The organism is Symmachiella macrocystis (assembly GCF_007860075.1).
Lineage (GTDB): Bacteria > Planctomycetota > Planctomycetia > Planctomycetales > Planctomycetaceae > Symmachiella > Symmachiella macrocystis.
The window spans coordinates 2804980-2823210 of record NZ_SJPP01000001.1 but is presented as its reverse complement, the minus strand read 5'-3'; the positions used below and the strand labels follow the sequence as shown (position 1 = coordinate 2823210).

Sequence of the window (18231 nt, the reverse complement as noted above, 5' to 3'; positions counted from 1 at the left end):
TAACCTGACTGACTACTTCCAACTGGTTTTAGAAAAACTTAGGATTCCGCCGGTGCCGATTTCGGGAGATACACGGAGAAACAACTACCCTGCCCGACTTCACTCGTTACCGAAATCCACCCGCCATGCTCTTGCACAATGCCGTACGAAATCGACAATCCCAACCCCGTCCCCGCTCCGACATCCTTCGTGGTAAAAAACGGTTCGAAGATGTCGTGCAAACGTTCTTCCGGAATTCCGGAACCGTTGTCCGTCACATCGATCTGATAATACTCTCCCGCCGTCAGATTCACATCCTCCGGCGGCTGCGCATTTATGGCTGTTAACCGCAATTCGACTCGTCCGGCATCGTCCATCGATTGGACCGCGTTCATGACCAGATTTGTGATCACCTGTTGGATTTGCCCTGCGTCGACGTGGGCGGGAAAAGCATCGCCGTCTGATTCCACATCGAGGGTCACATGGGCTTTGTCGGCAAAGGCCCGCAGCAGGTCCACCGCGTGATCGACCACTTGCCGCAGATCGACCGCTTCGCGCTGCGGTGTCGAGCGCCGCGCGAAATCCAGCAATTCGCGGATAATCTTAGCAATGCGGTCCGCTTCGGTTTTGATCACGACCGCGCTTTTTTGAATTTCTTCGTCGTTCAGTTTTCCGCCGGCAATCAATCCGGCGCGGCCGGAGACGACATTGAGCGGAGTTCCCATTTCATGCGCAATCCCCGCCGCCAAACGGCCGACGGTCTTCAGGCGATCCGCATGCCGCAATTGGTGCTCGGTCTCGATGCGGGAAGCGGTCTCAGCTTGGATGGTCTCCCGTTGCCCGGCCAATTGATCGCACATCTCGTTGAGCGCTAGCGCCAATTGGCCCAATTCGTCTTTGCGATTTAGGTGCAGCGGTTCAGAAAAGTCGCCTTGGCCGACGCGTTTGGTCTTTTCCACCAATTGAGTCAGCGGCCGTCCAATCATGCGCACGCCACCAAAGATCAAAATCGCGCCGCAGATCGCCGCAACCGACAACACCGAAAGCACCGAATTGGTGATCGTCTCCCGCATTCGTTCTTCGACCGGCTCGGTGGGTTCCGAAACGTCGATTTCCCCACGGGTTTTTCCATCAATATCGAATGGAAAGATCGTATGCACCCAGTTTATGCCATTGCTGTCGGTGATCGATTCAGTCACGGACTGATTCTGCCGCACATACGCCAGCGTTGCCGGCGTTTCGCCCGGTGCATTATCGTCCAAACGAAAGTACCGCACGATCGTTTGTCGAACCTCTCTGGTGGAGATCCGCACGACATGATCCACCTCATCATGGCCACCCTCGTTCCAAGCGTCGAGCAGGTGAGGTTTCATCGATTCGACAAGATTTGCGGCTTTCTGTGCATGATCCTCAGTAAAATCTGTCGTGTCCTGCTGAATCGTGAGGTAACTAAATAACCCCGTGATGGCCACCACGGCCACTAAAAACAACAGCATGATTTTCGATGCAAGCTTCATGACTATTTTCCGCGGTTCCACATCCCAATCTTCATTGCCCTCTCTTGCGCCAATGCTACGTGACCCACTCCGTTTTGGGAAGGAGCCAACCGATACCCATGACACCGCCAAGTTGATGTGTTGTGTTTGCCTCGGATAAAGCAGTGAGACGCTGCGGCTTCTTACTCATGGCGGCAGGCGGGAGCCTGCCCTACAAGGACTAACCAACACTACCTATTAAATCGCCGCCACCGGCAGCGCGAACGGCCGGTCGTACGATCCCCATTGGATCGCCGACCGGTCCGTCGGGCTACAAGGACGCACAAGTGAACGTCGAATAATCAATCGCTAGGCTGTCTTCGAAATCCCCGCATCCAGGATCTTTCCGATACGAAGGGAAATGTCCTGCAGATGGGAACGGGTATAAATATCCAATTCGATCTTGCCGGCCAACAGGTTGTCGATCGAGTGCCGCAGTTCGCCGATTTGTGCTGCGGCCACAACCGCCGCATCACCCGGTTGTTGTAAGACCAAATGCGACACCCGCTTTAAATAACTCCGCTGCAGGTTGCGGCGAAGACTGCTAATGGCTGGTTTCCGAGCCGTATATTCTCCAGGTTGGATCGCATCGACTTCACTGAAGATCGATTGGGTCAACCGGGAAATCAATTCCGCGACTGTCAACGCATCCTGATCGGCCGGCGTTTTCAGCTCGTTATCCGCCACACGATCCAAGGTCAACGAAGACAGCAACTGGTCCAGGATTCGATTTTGCCACAAGGCAATCGTTTCGTGCACCGGAAAATCAGAACGATCCGCGACATCACTCCCCCAGTGCGACCACCGCGCCGGGCTCATGTGATTGAACAGCTCCGGCGGAATCTCATAAGCCGCGTCGCTGAAGACCGAGTCCTCCAACAGCTGCAGCGCCTCCCGCTGTTGGGCGGGGGTGACAATCTCCGCCGGATTCTTAGCCCCGGCATCTCCCTGGTGGCTACGATTCATACGAACGCCCCCCACATAACGCGCCGCGAAATGCATGGCTTGTCCTTGAATCGATAACAAATTATTCAGCGAGGGACGCACGCGTTGATAACCCTTTCCGTCCGACGTCGCACGCTCCACGACTTTGGGCAACAATTGACGCACCAACTCACTCCGCTGGCGGGCATAACCGATCAGGTCATTTCCCAAATCGAAACGATTCGCATCCGGATCGGGGTCGATGCCCCGCGTATCTTCGTCTGTTGCGAAGATTAGACCCGGCTCCCCGCTCCGTGCGGCGATGGCCTGCAATAGCGGAACTTCTCCGCGCGGCCCACCCGGTAGCGGGGTGTAACCGTATTGAATGGCCCAGATGTCATAAGGGCCGATTGTTGTTGAGAAATAATCGCCTTGCTTATCTTTATCCGGCACGATGTTGGTCGGCAGATAGTCCATCACCGACGCGGCCAAACCGGTTTGGCTCGTGAGTTCACGATTCTGCAGTTCCTCCAAGCTGCGAAACGTGCTCGCCTTGAAGTTGTGCCGCAATCCCAGCGTATGGCCGACCTCATGCATCACGACCTCCTTCAGTCCCTGCATGACGGCCGTCTCCTTCAGTTCCTCTAAACGCTCTCCCTCGGCATGCAGCGGCAGTACACTGTGCACCAATGCTAACTGGTGGGACATTCCCTGACAGTTACTGCAGTGGTGTGCGTGCTCAGCGGCGGATTTCTCTGCTTGCTGCCGCCGATAGGTTTCAATATCCAGCGCTCCGCCAGTCATCCCCGCCACATCCTCTTGCGTGAGCGTTTCAATCTGCTTGCTCCACGATTTGACAAAGTCGGCGTCGAGAATAATATCGGCATCCAAAATCTCGCCGGTGTACGGATTGATCCGTGATGGTCCCATCGCGAAACCAGCATTGGCCGTCATCCAGCGGAAGGTGTTGTAATTGATATCTTCCGGATCCCAGCTGGCATCGTCGGGCTGCTGACGCACTTCGATCGCGTTGAGAATTCCGGCTGCTTCGAATGCCTTATTCCACTCCGCAATCCCTTCGCGGATCGGCTGACGGTATTTGTACGGAACGGTTTTCTCGATCCAGAAGACGATAGGCTTTTTCGCCGGCGACAACTTGACCGAGGGATCGGCCTTTTGCACATTCCAACGATTGATCAGACGCACGAATTGATCGTCGCCGTCATTGTCCGAATAGTCCTTGACTGCTGTCACAAAATATCCCACGCGATCATCGGCCAACCGCGGACGATAATCCGAAGGTGTCAACCGGCTGATGGAATAGTGCACGTGAATCGTCACGCCGCGGGTATCGGCCACGGTGTCGATCTTCACATGGCCGCTCGAGGCGTACGTTGCTGCCACTTCCAGCTCGATATTGTTCTTGAAACCCTTGACCCCTGCCCAATGCGAACGATCCGCTGCGAACGAAAATCCCGGCAGTACGTGGGATATCTGGGGCAGATCCGACATGAATACCTTGGTGATATCGACCAAATCACCGCCGTGAGGGCCTTTGGTAATCACCGGTAAGCTGAATAACACGCTATCGGTAAACGCATTGGTAACGGCTGTCGATTCCGGGCTGCCGTGATTTGCGCGAAAGCGAATATTACGGCGGACGATCTGTATCCTGTCATCGACCTTCTTAAAGCTCCACACCCAGTCGTCATCGAATCCCCAGGTCATGCCTCCCAAGAGTGGTGTTTTGCCGATACCCCGAGCGATCGAGGTAAGCACCAGGTATTCACTCCCCAGTTGTTGAGGCCCCATTTCCGCATAAAGTTTGCTGCCTTTGCGGTAAAGCGGTACGACCCCTTCAATGGCCGTCGCCCCTTTGAGGATCTTTTCGTAGGACGGTTTGCCGGCTGTATCGGCGGCTTTCGCTGCGTTCTCTCCGCCGGCAAAAGCGGCAGGAGCCCAAAGTGCCATCGGTGCGATTGCGATCGCGACGATGGCACGCTTGGCGAAACTTGTGAATTGCATGACTGCTCCTCTTCGACTCGCTGAGGGATATATTGTGGGAAACCGGCTGTTCGGCCGGATTGTCTGTATCAGGGACTCTTGAACCCGGCTCACACGGAACCGGGTCCAAAAGTCGTTGCACATCAAAGGTGCTCGCAACAATGATTCTTTGACTTGCTTATTACTGCGTTACAGCAACGTCTTGCTCGGTCCAGTGTGAGAATCGACTCTCGCACGCAACTCCGCTTTGCGGGCCGCTCCGACAACCTTTTCGACCGGCTGTCCGTCCTTGAAGACCATCAACGTCGGCAGGGCTTTAATGCCGTAGCGGGCCGCGATTTGCGGATTGTCATCCACATCCACCTGTGCCACCACCGCTTGACCGCCCAGTTCACCCGCTAGTTCATGGATCACCGGTTCGATCATCCGACACGCTCCGCACCAGTCCGCTCCAAAATCGACCAGCACCGGCAGATCGTTGTCGAGCACCACCGACGAGAATGTCGCATCGGTAACATCCACCGGCTGCCCGGCCGCGGCTTGAGGCACTGCTGTGTGCGGGACCATCGCTTGCGGAACCCGCGTATGCGGAACCCGAGCTTGCCGAGCAGCTGCCTGCGGGGCTGCAGCGCGGCGCAACTGTCGTTCGACATCCCGGGTGGGGTTATTAATCACGGCGGGTTGAGCGAGTTCGGCTCGCTCTCGTTCAATGATGGTGTCCATCGTCGTGAACTGCGGTCGCTGCCGTTGCGGGCTTTGCAGTGACCACCACAACGCCAACCCACCCACTGAAACCGCGACTGCCAGATAAAGTTGTATGCCTTGATTCAACATGTTTTTTCTCCTTGTGCCAACCGCGAAATTGCGGTCTGTGGTTGTATATAGCAAGCGGCGTGCCCAACTGAGCCAACGCTAAATAATTGGCAAATTACCCGTGTTTTCGCATGTTTTTGTAATCTCTCGTCCCTGCGCGCTGGGGCATAATTCCCCAAGCGACGCCTTCTGCCCCTGACGACACGCTCCCACGGACTGTTGCTTGCCGCATGGACTCATGCGACTTCGACGACTACAGAAAAAAACCCGCGCCCGGCAGATTGACTTGCCGGACGCGGGTAACTGCCAGGAGTTCACCACGCTCCTGTCTCATCATTTCCACAGCGAATCACTCCGTCGCCGATTGGGCCTCAGACAGATTCACCGAAAGCGGTTTGGACGGTTGTTGCTCCATGACGTCCAACAATTCCACTTCAAACACCAACACTTCGTTGGGCCCAATCGCCCCGCCTGCTCCGCGAGGACCGTATGCCAATTCCGCAGGAATATACAATTCCCATTTCGCCCCTTTGGACATCAACTGCAAAGCTTCCGTCCAACCAGGAATGACGCCACCGACGTTGAACTCGACCGGCTCACCACGTTTGTAAGAGCTGTCAAATTCCTTGCCGTCCATCAATGTGCCGCGATAGTGCACTTTGACGCGATCCGACTCGGAGGGCTTTTGGCCGTCACCCGCTTCAATGACGCGATATTGCAGCCCGCTCGCGGTTTCGGAGACGCCCTCTTTCGACTTGTTTTTCGCGAGGAAGTCCTCTCCTTTTTTCTTCGCCGCTTCGCTCATCTTGGCATGTTCGGCCATCAAGTCTTCCATTTGCTGTTTTTGAAAGGCCGTCAGTACGGCTGCCATTTCCTCATCGGAATATTTCGAGGCCTTGCCAGCCATCGCATTGCGAAATCCGGCGATGAATTCGTCCGCCTGCAACGGAAGCTTTTGTTCCTGCATGCCCTGCGCTACATTCGTACCGATGATGTAACTGAGAGCCTTCAAATCGACTCCCGCCTCTGAGGCGTTCGTTGCCTCACCGGCTTTGGATTCGCCGGAAGGCGCTTTCGCCGATGTGGCGGCAGTATCCGCTCGCGCCGTTTGCAAGCTCCCCTGCATCAACCCGGTACTTGCAGCGACTGCCCCCACGCCCAGCAAGGCGCCCATGGCAATGGGGAACTTCATTTTTGAAAAACTGAAACTCATCTCAACGTCTCCTGGTTCGTGTTTAGAAGGGAAAGCATAAATGGTTTTGCACCGGACCAACTGGTTTTGTTGTTGTGCCCCCGTGCGGTTTTAAAACACAAATGCAATCGACGTGCCAAACATCTCAATCCCGCTTCGGTGGAGATGGCAATCATGCATTTCCACCTACCCCGCTAGCATGAAACGCTTTTTTGATTTTTCTGAACCGGGTGAATCGCTTACTTGTTCCCGGTGCGCTCCCCACGGGGCAGGCTTCCCCAACGTGGCGCTATGCCCCGTTCTGCTCACGGTTCCCTGGGCGGAGTCAATCAACGATCCGCTTTACAGAACCGTTTGCGAATTCAAAACGACGGATGAGATACGGATTGTTCTCGCTCCAACTAAAACGAATAGCCACCAAGTCCCAGAATCATTTGTCTGATCGGGAGACGAATGAGTAAACTGGCAGGTCTCGCTCGACTGGCGCAGCACAAATGCGTTGTGCAGTCTACGGCTACGCATCTCTGGAGATTGTGCAAGATTTTGAGTGACGATCGATTTCGACATCAGCAATACACAAACGCCCCGCCGGCAGCGGCCTATCAGCTCCTCCGCGCAGATCCCGGGCCGGAATTGGGCTGCGAAGAGTTTCGCCTGCGCATGCGGGCCGTAGGCGATCAATTGCGGGCCGCCGGTGTTTCGTCTCTCTATTTGGTGCACGGAACGTTTGTCGGTGGAGACGCCGCTGGACTGTGGTTGGAATTGTCGCGGTTGCTGCCCGCTTATGGTGAAACACTGCGGCAGTTGAATAAGCAGTGGGTGGACGCCACTGTTGGCGAACATGGCAACTTTACCGCTCAGTTTGCGCAGAAACTCGAAGAGTCACTCAACATCGGCAGCGAGCGACCGATCCCAGTTCGCCTCTTCCATTGGTCCAGCGAAAACCATCACATCGGCCGTGCAGACGCTGCCGTCCGATTGTTCGACGAATTGTACAATCGGAAGGACCAAGGACGGATTCTGCTTTGGGGCCATAGCCACGCCGGCAACGTCTTCGCGCTGTTGTCGCAACTGCTCGCGGCTGACAATGCGACGATCGACCTGTTTTTCAGAACGGCACAAGTCTATTTCCGCAATCCCATGACACGTCGCATCGATCTCCCCTGGTGGCCGAATGTCTGGCGGCGGCTTAAGGATCCCCACCGCGCGCTCGCTGCCGAACAATGCGATTTTGTCACGTTCGGGACACCCATTCGTTATGCCTGGGCCCCCAATGGCAATGCACGCCTGTTGCATTTCATCAATCATCGACTGCGTGAGGGATTGCCCGAGTACCTGTGCCCTTTTCCGCCCACGCTCGACGACTTCTTGCATGCCGCGGTTGGCGACTACATCCAGCAACTGGGCATCGCGGGAACCAATGTACCTCCCGGCGTTCTTGCGTGGCGGAATTTTTTGGCCGACCGCAGACTCAACCGGTTGTTGCAGCACAACCTGCGGCTGCGCGATCTTCAAGAACGTCTCAAGCTGGGAATGCGCGTTCCCGAACAAGGGGTCTCGCTGTTGTGTGACTACGGCCTACCAAACAGCAACATCGCCCGGCACCACGCCGGTCATGCTGTATATACACAACTACAATGGCTGCTTTTTCACGCTGAACAAACCTGCTTGCATTTATACAAGCGAAACCTCAACGCGTCGCCTCCGACCGATTAAGCCCCGCAACGCGAACGAGTTTCTCCGTATCAATCAATTCGCCAGAGAAAAATATTGCTCGGCTCCGTGCGGACAACTTCCCGCCAATTGGCATGATTCCACAGTTCCACCCGACCAGGCCACCCGGCAGCAATGATTGTCTTGCCGTCTGGTGAAAACAGCAGATGTTGGAAACTACTTCGTCCTCCCGGAATTGGCAGTGAGAGCAGCGCCTCCCAATGACGCATGCGCCATAGACGGATCGCCGAATCGTCCGATGCGCTGGCCACAATTGAATTTCCGTCCGGTGAAAACTTCACAGATCGGTATGTGGAAAAGCCTCCTTGCAGTATTTCGATTTCCTGATTGTTCAAATAGTCCCAAAGTGCAATTTCGCCACGCTTCAAACCCAGCGCGATCGTGCGGCCGTTGGATGAAAAACCCAATGCGGTGGCAGTTATCGGAATATTGAGGCGACTGGTCTGCAAAAACCCTTTGCGCCCCAGAGGGACAATCAGGTTTGGGCCGGAATTGGTCGCGACCCATTTACCGTCACTTGAAATAGGCGTCTGCAAGTTTTCACCGTGCATACTAAAATGCCCTAGCGATTTGTAATCGAGTCGTCGACTCGCCGCCAAGTCCCACAGCGAAATGGCATTCAGATCGTCTTCCCATTCGTTGCTGCCGACCAGCAAGCGCCGATTGTCGGCGGAAAATGCCAATTGCAAAGGAACGCCATCTCCGATCCCAAACTTCGACTGTTGGTCAAACATCTGCAAATCGACGATGCGGACAATGCCCTTCCCGGAATCCTGTGCCAGACCTCCCAGTGCCAGATGCTCGCCATCGGGCGAAAATGCCAGCGAGTAAATCGAATCGCCCGTTTCTTCATGGACGAGACGTGGAATCTCTGCGGTGATATCCCAAATTTGCCACCCTCCCCTTGCCTGCGGTGGGTACCTGGTACCGGTATGCTGACCGAGCGCTAAAAACCGGCTATCCGGAGAGATCGCCATGCACTGCAAACCCAACGGCTTAGCGGAAAGTTTCGTTCGATGAAAACCGGCAGAAATGTCCCAGATGCGCACTCGGCCCGCACTGTCTCCCGCTACAAACAGTCGGCCGTCCGGGGAAAAGTCCATTCCCCAAAACGTAACGCCAGCATTCTCGATCACGTGGGTGATACTTTGCGTTGGCAGATCCCAAAGGTAAATCGGCCCATTGCTGCCCACTGATGCCATTGATTGATCGTCCGGCGAGATCCGGATGGCTTGTGCTGTATCCTCTTGCTGCCCCACTAATGAAATCCAACGATTTCCATTCTCGACACGATCAAATCTGACATCGCCACTGTCGCCACAATAGGCCACATGTCCGGAGTCGTGTGTAAACACGGCGGAACGGACTGAAGTACCATAACGGCAAGTGTTCTCTGATTGATAGTTTGTCGTGTCCCAAACGATTGCCGTGCTGTCGCGGCTAGCGGTGACCAACCACCTCCCATCTTTTGAGTACTCGACCGCTTCGATCCGTCCGCGGTGTGCCTGAATCGAATACCTTTCCTTAAAACTGTCTACATTCCAGACCTTGAGGATTCCATCATCATCGGCCGAAACAACGTCCGATGTCAGTGGCGAAAACGCCACCCCAACAACCATTGTTGAATGCCCCGAAAATGTGCCGATTTCCTTCCCCGATTCCGCGTTCCAGATTATGACCGTATTGTCGTCGCTTGCCGTTGCGACTCGCGAACCATCTGCTGAGAACGTTACGCAGTTCACTTCATTCGAATGCCCCTTTAAAGTTTGCAAGCATTTTCCGCTGGCCGCATCCCAGATATGGACCAAGCCGTCGCTGCCCGCCGTTGCGAACGAACGGCTATCCGGCGAAAACCGGATGAAGTAAATGTTGTTGAGATTGTCATCCTCGTGGGCGTGGGCGTCGAACGAAGTGAGCAAGACCGGCGGCGGCGCGTAGTCTTGAGGATGAGCAAGTTTCCACAGGTAATGCCATTCGAATCCGCGCAGATCGCTTTGCCCATCCTGCGGCAAATGGCGTTCCAGCAATTCTTGCATCGCTGTGGATGTGTTCGGTTGGTCTTTGATACGGAAGTAACTATCAGCCCATATTTCACCGGCACGTTTGACATCGCTGTAGTATTGGTCTTCGCGCAACACTTGGGGGTCACTGGGGATTGTACCGTTTCCAGCGGCAACGGTGACCGCTCCGCGGGGCATCACAAACCAAGCGACGGCGAAGACCAATACGGCAACTGCAACGGCCCCCATCAGGACGCTCACACCCGAAAATTTCCTGCGGTTCACCCAATGCACCGTTTTACGCAGCGTTCCCTGGCCGCGGGCAAGAATCGGGTCACCGCGAAGAAACCGCCGCAAATCCGCCGCCAAATCGCCCGCGGTCGCGTAGCGCTGCGCGGGTGTTTTCTCCAAACATTTTAGACAAATCACCGCTAATTCCCGCGGAATCTCCGGCCGCTGTTTGCGGAGTGACGGAGGTTCCTCGGAAACCACCTTTTGCAATGTCTCTAGGACAGTTTCTCCCAGAATTGGCGGCTTACCCACGAGCAGTTCATACAGGACCACACCGAGCGCATAAATGTCGCTGGACTCATCGACATCCTTCGTCCGACCGGCGGCTTGTTCGGGCGCCATGTATTGCGGCGTTCCCAAAATCGCCCCGGTTTGAGTCACACTGCTGTCGGCCGCGATAAATTTTGCGATACCGAAATCCGTAATGCGCGGAAGATATGCGTATTCACCGGAATTTGGCGTAGAGGAATCTGGTTCCAACATGATATTGCTGGGCTTCAAGTCGCGATGGACGACTCCCTGACGGTGGGCGTATTCGCTCGCTTCCACCAATTGTGCGACCCATTCGGCCACCTGGCGGGGGTCATTCACCAAGCCTTGTTCGCAACGTCGCGAAATCCACATCGCTAAATTCGGACCCGCGCAATAAGCGGAGAGAATATAACGGCCTTCCTCAATTTTCCCGGCTTCGTAGACCGGAATGATATTCGGATGCGTCAGCGCCGCCGCCGCTCGCCCTTCGCGTAAAAAACGACGATCCATATCATCCGAAATAGAAGCATCCGTACGTGGAATCTTGAGCGCTACCTCCCGATTCAATTGCGGATCGAACGCTAAAAGAACAATCCCATTTCCCCCCGCGCCGATTTTGTCCAGTATTTTGAATCGGCCAAATTGTTTGGGGAACGTCCCCGCTTCTGCGGGCTTGTGATTTGTCTGGGCATTTGTCAGCGCGACGGTTGCGTCACGATGAGAGATGAAGCCGGCTAGATCCGTCTCATACAGTTCTTTGAGCATCAACAGAATTTGCAATTGTTCCGGACCGAAGCGTCGCAGCGCGTCCGCTTCAAACGCCGCTGTCTCCTGACTCTCGCGCAGAGCCTCCTCAAACTCGTCGAGCAAAACAAGCCATTTCAGATCCTTCGTCGGTGAATCATCAGAGTTCACAATTATCATCCCGTCGTAATACGGTGATGTCGCATCAATCGCTGCTGCTCGATCCGGTCGGTGCTGAGCCGGGGCGCAGCACTCAATTATCGTAACGCGCCCAAGCGAATTGATGAAGCATCACGGCCCTTTTGTCACATCTCGGCCTATTCCCGTCCCGGTTCCTTAGCGCGCTCCCAATCCCAAAAATCTGCAAAAATACTAATTGACATATCGCGAGATGACGATATAATTAAATAGGAGTCAATTATGAACGCAAAAAAACCAAAAACTACGATCGCCCCGATGGAGGCACTCAAACAAGCAGCTGAATGCCTCAAAGCGCTGGCCCACCCGGCCCGACTTCGCATGGTGCAGTTGTTGCTCGAGGGTCGGTATACCGTCGGGGAGTTGGCAGAAGACTGCGATATTCCTAACAACGTCGCGTCGGAACATCTCCGACTGATGCAGCGTTGTGGGTTTTTGACGAGTCAACGCGAAGGGCGCAAGGTGTTTTACGAAGTCGCTGAACCGCACTTGGCTGACATCATGAAGTGCATCGAAAGCCGGTTCCTGGCGGCCTCCTGAGGGCGTCTGCATATTTTTGACATATATATCTTAACCTTACGATATTACGAGGTGTTACCATGGCCACGCTGAATTCAATCTCAGTCCAAGAACTGGCAGAAATCGGAGACAAAAGTACGGTCGAATTGATCGATGTCCGTACTCCGGCGGAATATCGCGAAACACATTCGACCATCGCCCGCAACGTTCCTCTGGATGAGCTGGACGCGGAAAAACTGCTTGCCGACCGGAACAGTTCAGCGGATCAACCGCTGTATGTGATTTGCAATAGCGGCAATCGGTCGCGCAAGGCGTGCGAGAAACTGATCAATGCTGGTTGCACCAACGTGGTGAATGTGCAGGGCGGCACGCAGGCTTGGGAACAAGCCGATCTCCCGGTCGTCCGCGGCAAGAAGACAGTCTCACTGGAGCGGCAAGTCCGTATCGCCGCCGGTAGTTTGGTGTTACTGGGCAGCGTGTTGGCCTTGACGGTGCATCCCTATTTCGCCGGACTGGCGGCCTTTGTGGGAGCCGGCTTGGTGTTCGCCGGCGTGACTGATACCTGCGGAATGGCCATGCTGCTCGCCAAAATGCCTTGGAACCGTGTCAGCAGCGAGGATCAACAATGCCATGTTGCTTGATGCCCGATTCCTTTAGCGAACACGAAAATTGTGATAAGGAACTCAATCATGTACTTCCAACGTTACTATCTAGAATGCTTGTCGCATGCCTCCTACATGGTGGCCGACGAACAAACGGGCGTCGCCGCGGTGATTGATCCGCAGCGGGACATTGAAATCTATATCGAGGATGCAAAAGAGCACGGATTCAAAATAGAGCATGTTATCCTCACGCATTTCCATGCCGACTTTATCGCCGGACACATCGAATTGCGAAACAAATGCGGAGCTAAGATCTATCTCGGCAGCCGCGCCGAGGCCGAATTTGAATTCCAAAGACTCGGTGACGGCGATGCGATTGAATTCGGCAAGGTACGGTTACAGGCGCTGGAAACACCGGGCCATACACCGGAAGGCCTTTCGATTCTGGTCTTCGACAAGAGCGTCGATAGCGAGCATCCGCAATCAGTTTTAACAGGCGACACCTTGTTCATCGGCGATGTCGGTCGCCCCGACTTGTTGGCATCGATCGGAGTCACGGCCGATGAATTGGCGGACATGCTCTACGATTCATTGCATAACAAATTGATGAAACTGCCCGACGCCACATTGGTTTATCCCGCGCACGGCGCCGGATCGATGTGCGGCAAGAATCTGAGCGACGCCGCCTCAAGCACGATTGGGGAACAGAAGCAATACAATTACGCGCTGCAGCCGATGACGCTGGAAGCGTTTAAGGAATTGGTCACCGCTGAACAGCCCGAAGCTCCTGATTACTTCGTGCACGATGCCATTTTGAACCGCCAAGAACGGCCGGCACTGGATGAAACCATGAGAGACAAGTTGCGTCCGCTGGATGTCGACGAAGTCTTGAGCCTCCAACACTCCGGCACACAAATTGTCGACGTCCGCAATGCATTGGATTTTGCCGGCGGACACCTGCAAGGAGCGTTGAATATCGGTTTGGACGGAAAATATGCCACGTGGGCCGGAACGATTTTACATAAAGACCATGAAATTGTGGTGACCGCCGAACCCAGCCAGGAGCAGGAAGCCGTCATGCGGTTGGGACGGATCGGCTTTGATAACGTTGTCGGTTATTTAGACAACGGTCTCAATGCCCTGAACGATCGCCCCGATCTGTTACAGCGAACTGAACGGATTACGGCACAGGCACTGGCCGAACAACAATCGACCGGTAGTCACTACTTCATCCTCGATATACGTACGCCGACGGAATATCAGCAGGGGCACATCGGGGGGAGCTACAACATACCGCTGAATCACCTGGAGGAACGACTGCAAACCATTCCCAGCGATGAAACCGTGGTGATCCATTGTGCGGGAGGCTATCGCTCATCTATTGGCGCCAGCTTATTACAAAAACATGGGTTGGAAAACGTCCTCGATTTAGTGGGCGGATTTGGAGCTTGGAAAGCGTCGCAATTGCCGCAAGTCCCCGCGACTGCTTCAACAACTTGAGTCACATAATCATATAGGTAAACTCATGGAGACTGTCATTCTCAGCTTGGGCTTTGGTCTCGTCATTGGATTGGCTCTGGGGCTGACCGGTGGAGGCGGATCGATCTTCGCGGTGCCGTTGTTGGTGTATGCGATGTCCGTTCCGCCGCACGAAGCTGTGGGGATTTCGCTGGCAGCCGTCGGGGCGACAGCCGCCTGGGGTGTGATTCAACATCTACGTGGAGGTCAAGTCGAAGTCCGCACCGGGTTGCTCTTCGCCGTAACCGGAATGCTTGGTGCGCCGCTCGGCACCTGGCTGAATTCATTGATGCCGGAAAAGCTATTGATGCTGCTCTTTGCCGGTTTGATGTTGGCAATCGCGCTTCGCATGTGGCGCCGCTCTACAGCATCGAACACAGAAACCGAAACGACTGGCTGTTCCCCAGCCGCAGACGAGGAATCGACGAATGAGGCAACGTGTCGCCGCGATCCGCAGGGCCAACTTCAATTGACCTCGCGCTGCGCGGTGCTGTTGATCGCACTGGGGTTTGCCACAGGGATCTTATCGGGACTGTTCGGCGTCGGCGGGGGATTTGTGATCGTTCCAGCATTGGTGTTATTCAGCGGCATGCCCATCCATCGCGCCGTCGCCACCTCTTTACTGGTGATCGCCTTAATCAGTGCATCGGGAATTGCGTCCAACCTGATTGCTGATCGCCCCCTCGATTTCCACATCGCGGCGCTGTTCACCGGAGGAGGGATTGTCGGCTTGTCGATCGGCACCCAACTGGGCCGCCGGATTTCAGGAGCCGTCTTACAGAAGGGCTTTTCGATGGCCGTCGTGGTTGTGGCAGTCTTCGTAGTCACAAAAAGCATGTTTTAACGACCAGTATGTAGTGAGCGGCCGTTTCATTCAGTGGAGAACAATCATGAGTACCACACGACGGATATTTCTGGCAGCATTGAGTGGACTCTTCAGCTCGCGTCTTGCCGGTCCGCTATGGGGTTCACCGCAGCGAGGACGTGGTGGACGAGGACGCGGCGGCAGGCGGGGACAGAATGACCCGCAATTCCAAAGAGACCGCACGGTATTTCAATATCTGTTAGCGAATCACAAACAGATTCGGCGTGAGGTCAAGAAACTGCCCAATGGCGTAGAGACAGTCACCGAATCGGACGTGCCGGAAATCGTCGCCGCGATTCAAGAACATGTCGCTGCTATGCATCGCCGTGTCAAGAAAAAACAACCAATCCGGCAGCGCGATCCCTTGTTCGCAGCCTTATTTCGCAAAGTACAATGGACCTCGATGACTATAAAAAACACCCTCAAAGGGGTGCACGTTGTGGTCACGTCAGAAAAAAAGGCTGTCGTCCCGTTGATTCAAGCCCACGCTCAAGTTGTGTCGGCATTTGTCAAACTGGGATTCGTGGAAGCACGCAAGAACCATGCTGTCCCCAAATAAACGACGCACGTGGCTGCCCGATGTCTAACTTCCCTCAACAGCTGACGGCTACAGCAGCAATTGCGCCCGCAGGCCAAACACGACGGCCGTGTCGTTGAACTGCACCGACGGTTCCACGATTTGCAGGTCGGCGCCCAAACGGGTTGCGCCGTATCACAGGCCGTAGGGCAATAATCCTGAGCACGCGCGGTGCCGCAAAACGAGATCACCAGGCAAACAACACTGAATTCGAAGATTTTTGAAGAGCGTTTCAAGATCATGACTCCATTCCAGTGGGGCCCGGGCATAACAAAAGAAGCACAGCTTCTCATTGATCTTGCCTCTCCGTGCAGAATATCACGGAATTCATCAGTATTAGAAAATGCGCTTCAATCCGCAAATATTAACAATTGGTCAAGAATGAGGCACTTCACCCTGTACAGTCAAAGTGACGGCGCTCAACTCAATTGGTGACATTCACTTGGGGAAGTTTGATTCCCAACTCCTCTGGCCATTTGTCGGTGGGTACATCCCACGGCTCTGTGCGGAGCGGTTCTGTCAACGGGATAATCCATGGCTGGTGCCCCCACGTACGATCGACCGTTAACAAATCAAGCTCCGGATCAATCATCAATTGAGGCTTGCGCCCGTTAAGAGAAACGAGGACAACCGCGCGAATCTCCACCTGCTCGATTCCCCCCTGGCGTGCCATTTCTGCAAAGAGCCGGGCAGTCGCCACGATCTGATCAGGCGAGACGACCAGTTCGCGAAGTTGGAGAGCGTTCAACATCCGGTCCACGGGAATCTGGCCGGTTTCTCCTTTCGCTACGTCAGTCGCATAGAAACGGATGAACACGTTCTTGTTACGGAGCATCATCCGCCATGCGAACTGGTGCCCCTCTTCCGTCCAACTGGGATCGCCCGGATAGACCCAATGCCGCAGAGGGAAAACCAACTGCCACACCACAAAGAGCGCCACCACCCCCAACACGGCCCGTTGCACGAGAGTCGGAACTGCAGCTTGAACGCTGTCCGTAGCCGGCAGTGGACGGCGGAGAAGTTTTCGCGGCCAATCAGCTGAGAAGTAGATGGTCGTCAGCAGAATCATCATCCAAGGAAAGACGTCGATGTCGAACAGCATCGCGTTCATCAAATGGAATAAGATGGCAGCGATGTAGGCAAACCAGCGAGTCTTCTTCCACAGCAACAACGGCACAATCGACAGGTCGAATATCAACCCGGCATAGCTCAAGGCCCACGCCATCCACCGCTGCGTGAGATACGGGCCAATCACCGGTAGATCACTTTTGTAACTAATCCAAAACCCAACCGGCATCGCTTGCAGCCAGTCGCCATTCAATTTGGCAATTCCGCCGTAGACGTATGGCAGTGCCACCACAAGCATCAACACCCACCGGCACCAATTGGGAATAAAGCGACTTGCCCTCTCGGGTACGACGGTCGCATCAACCGAGAAAGAACGGTGAGCAGGAATCAGAATCATTAGAAACGCAAGCAAACTCATCATGTAGTAGTGGTTCTGAAACAGACCGGCCTCTGAGAGAAACGTGTAGGTGTAAGTCACGAAGAGCACCAACGCGCTGAGTCGATAGAACCACCCCAAACCGACCCCGATGGCAGCCAGTCCCATCAGATAGAACACCTGCTGCATGCGTTCGCCGCTCATTGTCCGGACCCACTCAAAACCAAAATAGCTCAGGTGGTGCGGCGAGTCGGTGAAGTAGAAGGTCACCCAGTCTCGACTGAGAAACAGACCCACGTGCCACAGCATGACGCCAGCAAAAGCAATCCGAAAGAATACCACACTCGCAATGTCGCAAGGCTCCCACAGACGACGCCACCAAGGTGTCGAGGGTTGTGCATCCTTCACCGCTGGTTCATCGGGCTGGTTCATCAGGAGTCGTAACCTTCAATCGAGACAAACCGGTTGTATTCGAACCCAGCAACGCGGCTATTCAAGCGGTGCCAATTACGCGTCCCGGCCGCAATCAGCAGGCTCTCCAGAGAAGTCTATGCTTTCGCCATTCTTATCTGCAGTCGGTGCGTTCGATAATACCCGCAGACCGTGTGCTCGTCAAAGATTGGGCCTCGTTGTCCTTTACCAGTACCCGTTGGCGAGGGTAAGCGGCACTGCGGCGGGCGCGATACCTGTAAAAAAATTGCTCGCTTGCGTTATATCCCATGACCAAACATCGTCTGTTCTCTAAACGCTTATTGTTTCTTTTTTTGAACTATGCGAAGCTCGCGATTGAAGCGTTGACATCGACGGTATTACTGAGGGGGGACATCGGGATGGAGTCATTATTAATCCTTTTTGCGATTGGGATTGGGGTCTGGATTCTCGTTGGACCGGTCGTCGTCTTTCTTCTGTATCAGCGCGTCCGTCGCATGGAGAACCGCATCGATCAGCTCGAAATTTCCAGATACCACAGCACAACGGAAAAGACACAAATCGCGACCACCAAACCGGCAAAGCCCTCCTTACCGGTCCACCCCACAGAC

The 18231-nt window shown here is 54.7% G+C and carries 12 protein-coding genes; 6 read left to right on the top strand and 6 right to left on the bottom strand.

Features of this window, described 5'->3' with window-relative positions; all coding sequences use genetic code 11:
* Positions 1-38: 38 nt before the first annotated feature.
* The 4 genes from CA54_RS10815 to CA54_RS10800 form a co-directional block, all read right to left on the bottom strand.
* Positions 39-1496: a sensor histidine kinase gene (locus tag CA54_RS10815; RefSeq protein WP_146370780.1), complete on the bottom strand. Its 1458-nt coding sequence runs from the start codon at positions 1494-1496 to the stop codon at positions 39-41.
* A 327-nt stretch (positions 1497-1823) separates the two neighbouring features.
* A complete protein-coding gene (locus CA54_RS10810; RefSeq protein WP_197532382.1) occupies positions 1824-4463 on the bottom strand; it encodes a zinc-dependent metalloprotease in 2640 nt (879 codons plus the stop codon).
* A gap of 168 nt (positions 4464-4631) precedes the next feature.
* Positions 4632-5276 carry a thioredoxin gene (gene trxA, locus CA54_RS30095; protein WP_197532381.1) on the bottom strand — a complete coding sequence of 215 codons (645 nt, stop codon included), beginning with the start codon at positions 5274-5276 and terminating at the stop codon, positions 4632-4634.
* A 328-nt stretch (positions 5277-5604) separates the two neighbouring features.
* Entirely contained in the window at positions 5605-6468 is an 864-nt protein-coding gene (locus CA54_RS10800; RefSeq protein WP_146370779.1) for an FKBP-type peptidyl-prolyl cis-trans isomerase, read from the bottom strand.
* 432 nt (positions 6469-6900) lie between these two features.
* Here CA54_RS10800 and CA54_RS10795 point away from each other — a divergent pair, with 432 nt between their 5' ends.
* Positions 6901-8163 carry a hypothetical protein gene (locus CA54_RS10795; protein WP_146370778.1) on the top strand — a complete coding sequence of 421 codons (1263 nt, stop codon included), beginning with the start codon at positions 6901-6903 and terminating at the stop codon, positions 8161-8163.
* A gap of 29 nt (positions 8164-8192) precedes the next feature.
* On the opposite strand, the gene CA54_RS10790 is transcribed toward CA54_RS10795, so the two are convergent.
* Positions 8193-11639: a protein kinase domain-containing protein gene (locus CA54_RS10790; RefSeq protein ID WP_197532380.1), complete on the bottom strand. Its 3447-nt coding sequence runs from the start codon at positions 11637-11639 to the stop codon at positions 8193-8195.
* Between the two features lie 249 nt (positions 11640-11888).
* Between CA54_RS10790 and CA54_RS10785 the strand changes: the two genes are divergently transcribed.
* The 5 genes from CA54_RS10785 to CA54_RS10765 are packed head-to-tail and all read left to right on the top strand — an operon-like array spanning position 11889 to position 15729.
* On the top strand, positions 11889-12206 hold the full coding sequence (locus CA54_RS10785) for an ArsR/SmtB family transcription factor (protein WP_146370776.1): 318 nt from the start codon (positions 11889-11891) through the stop codon (positions 12204-12206).
* A gap of 59 nt (positions 12207-12265) precedes the next feature.
* Positions 12266-12826 (top strand): rhodanese-like domain-containing protein, encoded by a 561-nt coding sequence (locus CA54_RS10780; RefSeq protein ID WP_146370775.1) that lies wholly within the window; start codon positions 12266-12268, stop codon positions 12824-12826.
* A gap of 48 nt (positions 12827-12874) precedes the next feature.
* A complete protein-coding gene (locus CA54_RS10775) occupies positions 12875-14287 on the top strand; it encodes an MBL fold metallo-hydrolase (RefSeq protein ID WP_146370774.1) in 1413 nt (470 codons plus the stop codon).
* 25 nt (positions 14288-14312) lie between these two features.
* Entirely contained in the window at positions 14313-15149 is an 837-nt protein-coding gene (locus CA54_RS10770; RefSeq protein ID WP_146370773.1) for a sulfite exporter TauE/SafE family protein, read from the top strand.
* A 46-nt stretch (positions 15150-15195) separates the two neighbouring features.
* The gene (locus CA54_RS10765) at positions 15196-15729 is read left to right on the top strand and encodes a hypothetical protein (protein WP_146370772.1); all 534 of its coding nucleotides are present in this window, start codon (positions 15196-15198) and stop codon (positions 15727-15729) included.
* Between the two features lie 442 nt (positions 15730-16171).
* Here CA54_RS10765 and CA54_RS10760 read toward each other — a convergent pair whose 3' ends face one another.
* Complete coding sequence (locus CA54_RS10760) at positions 16172-17623, bottom strand: HTTM domain-containing protein (RefSeq protein WP_146370771.1); 1452 nt, start codon at positions 17621-17623, stop codon at positions 16172-16174.
* Positions 17624-18231: the final 608 nt, after the last annotated feature.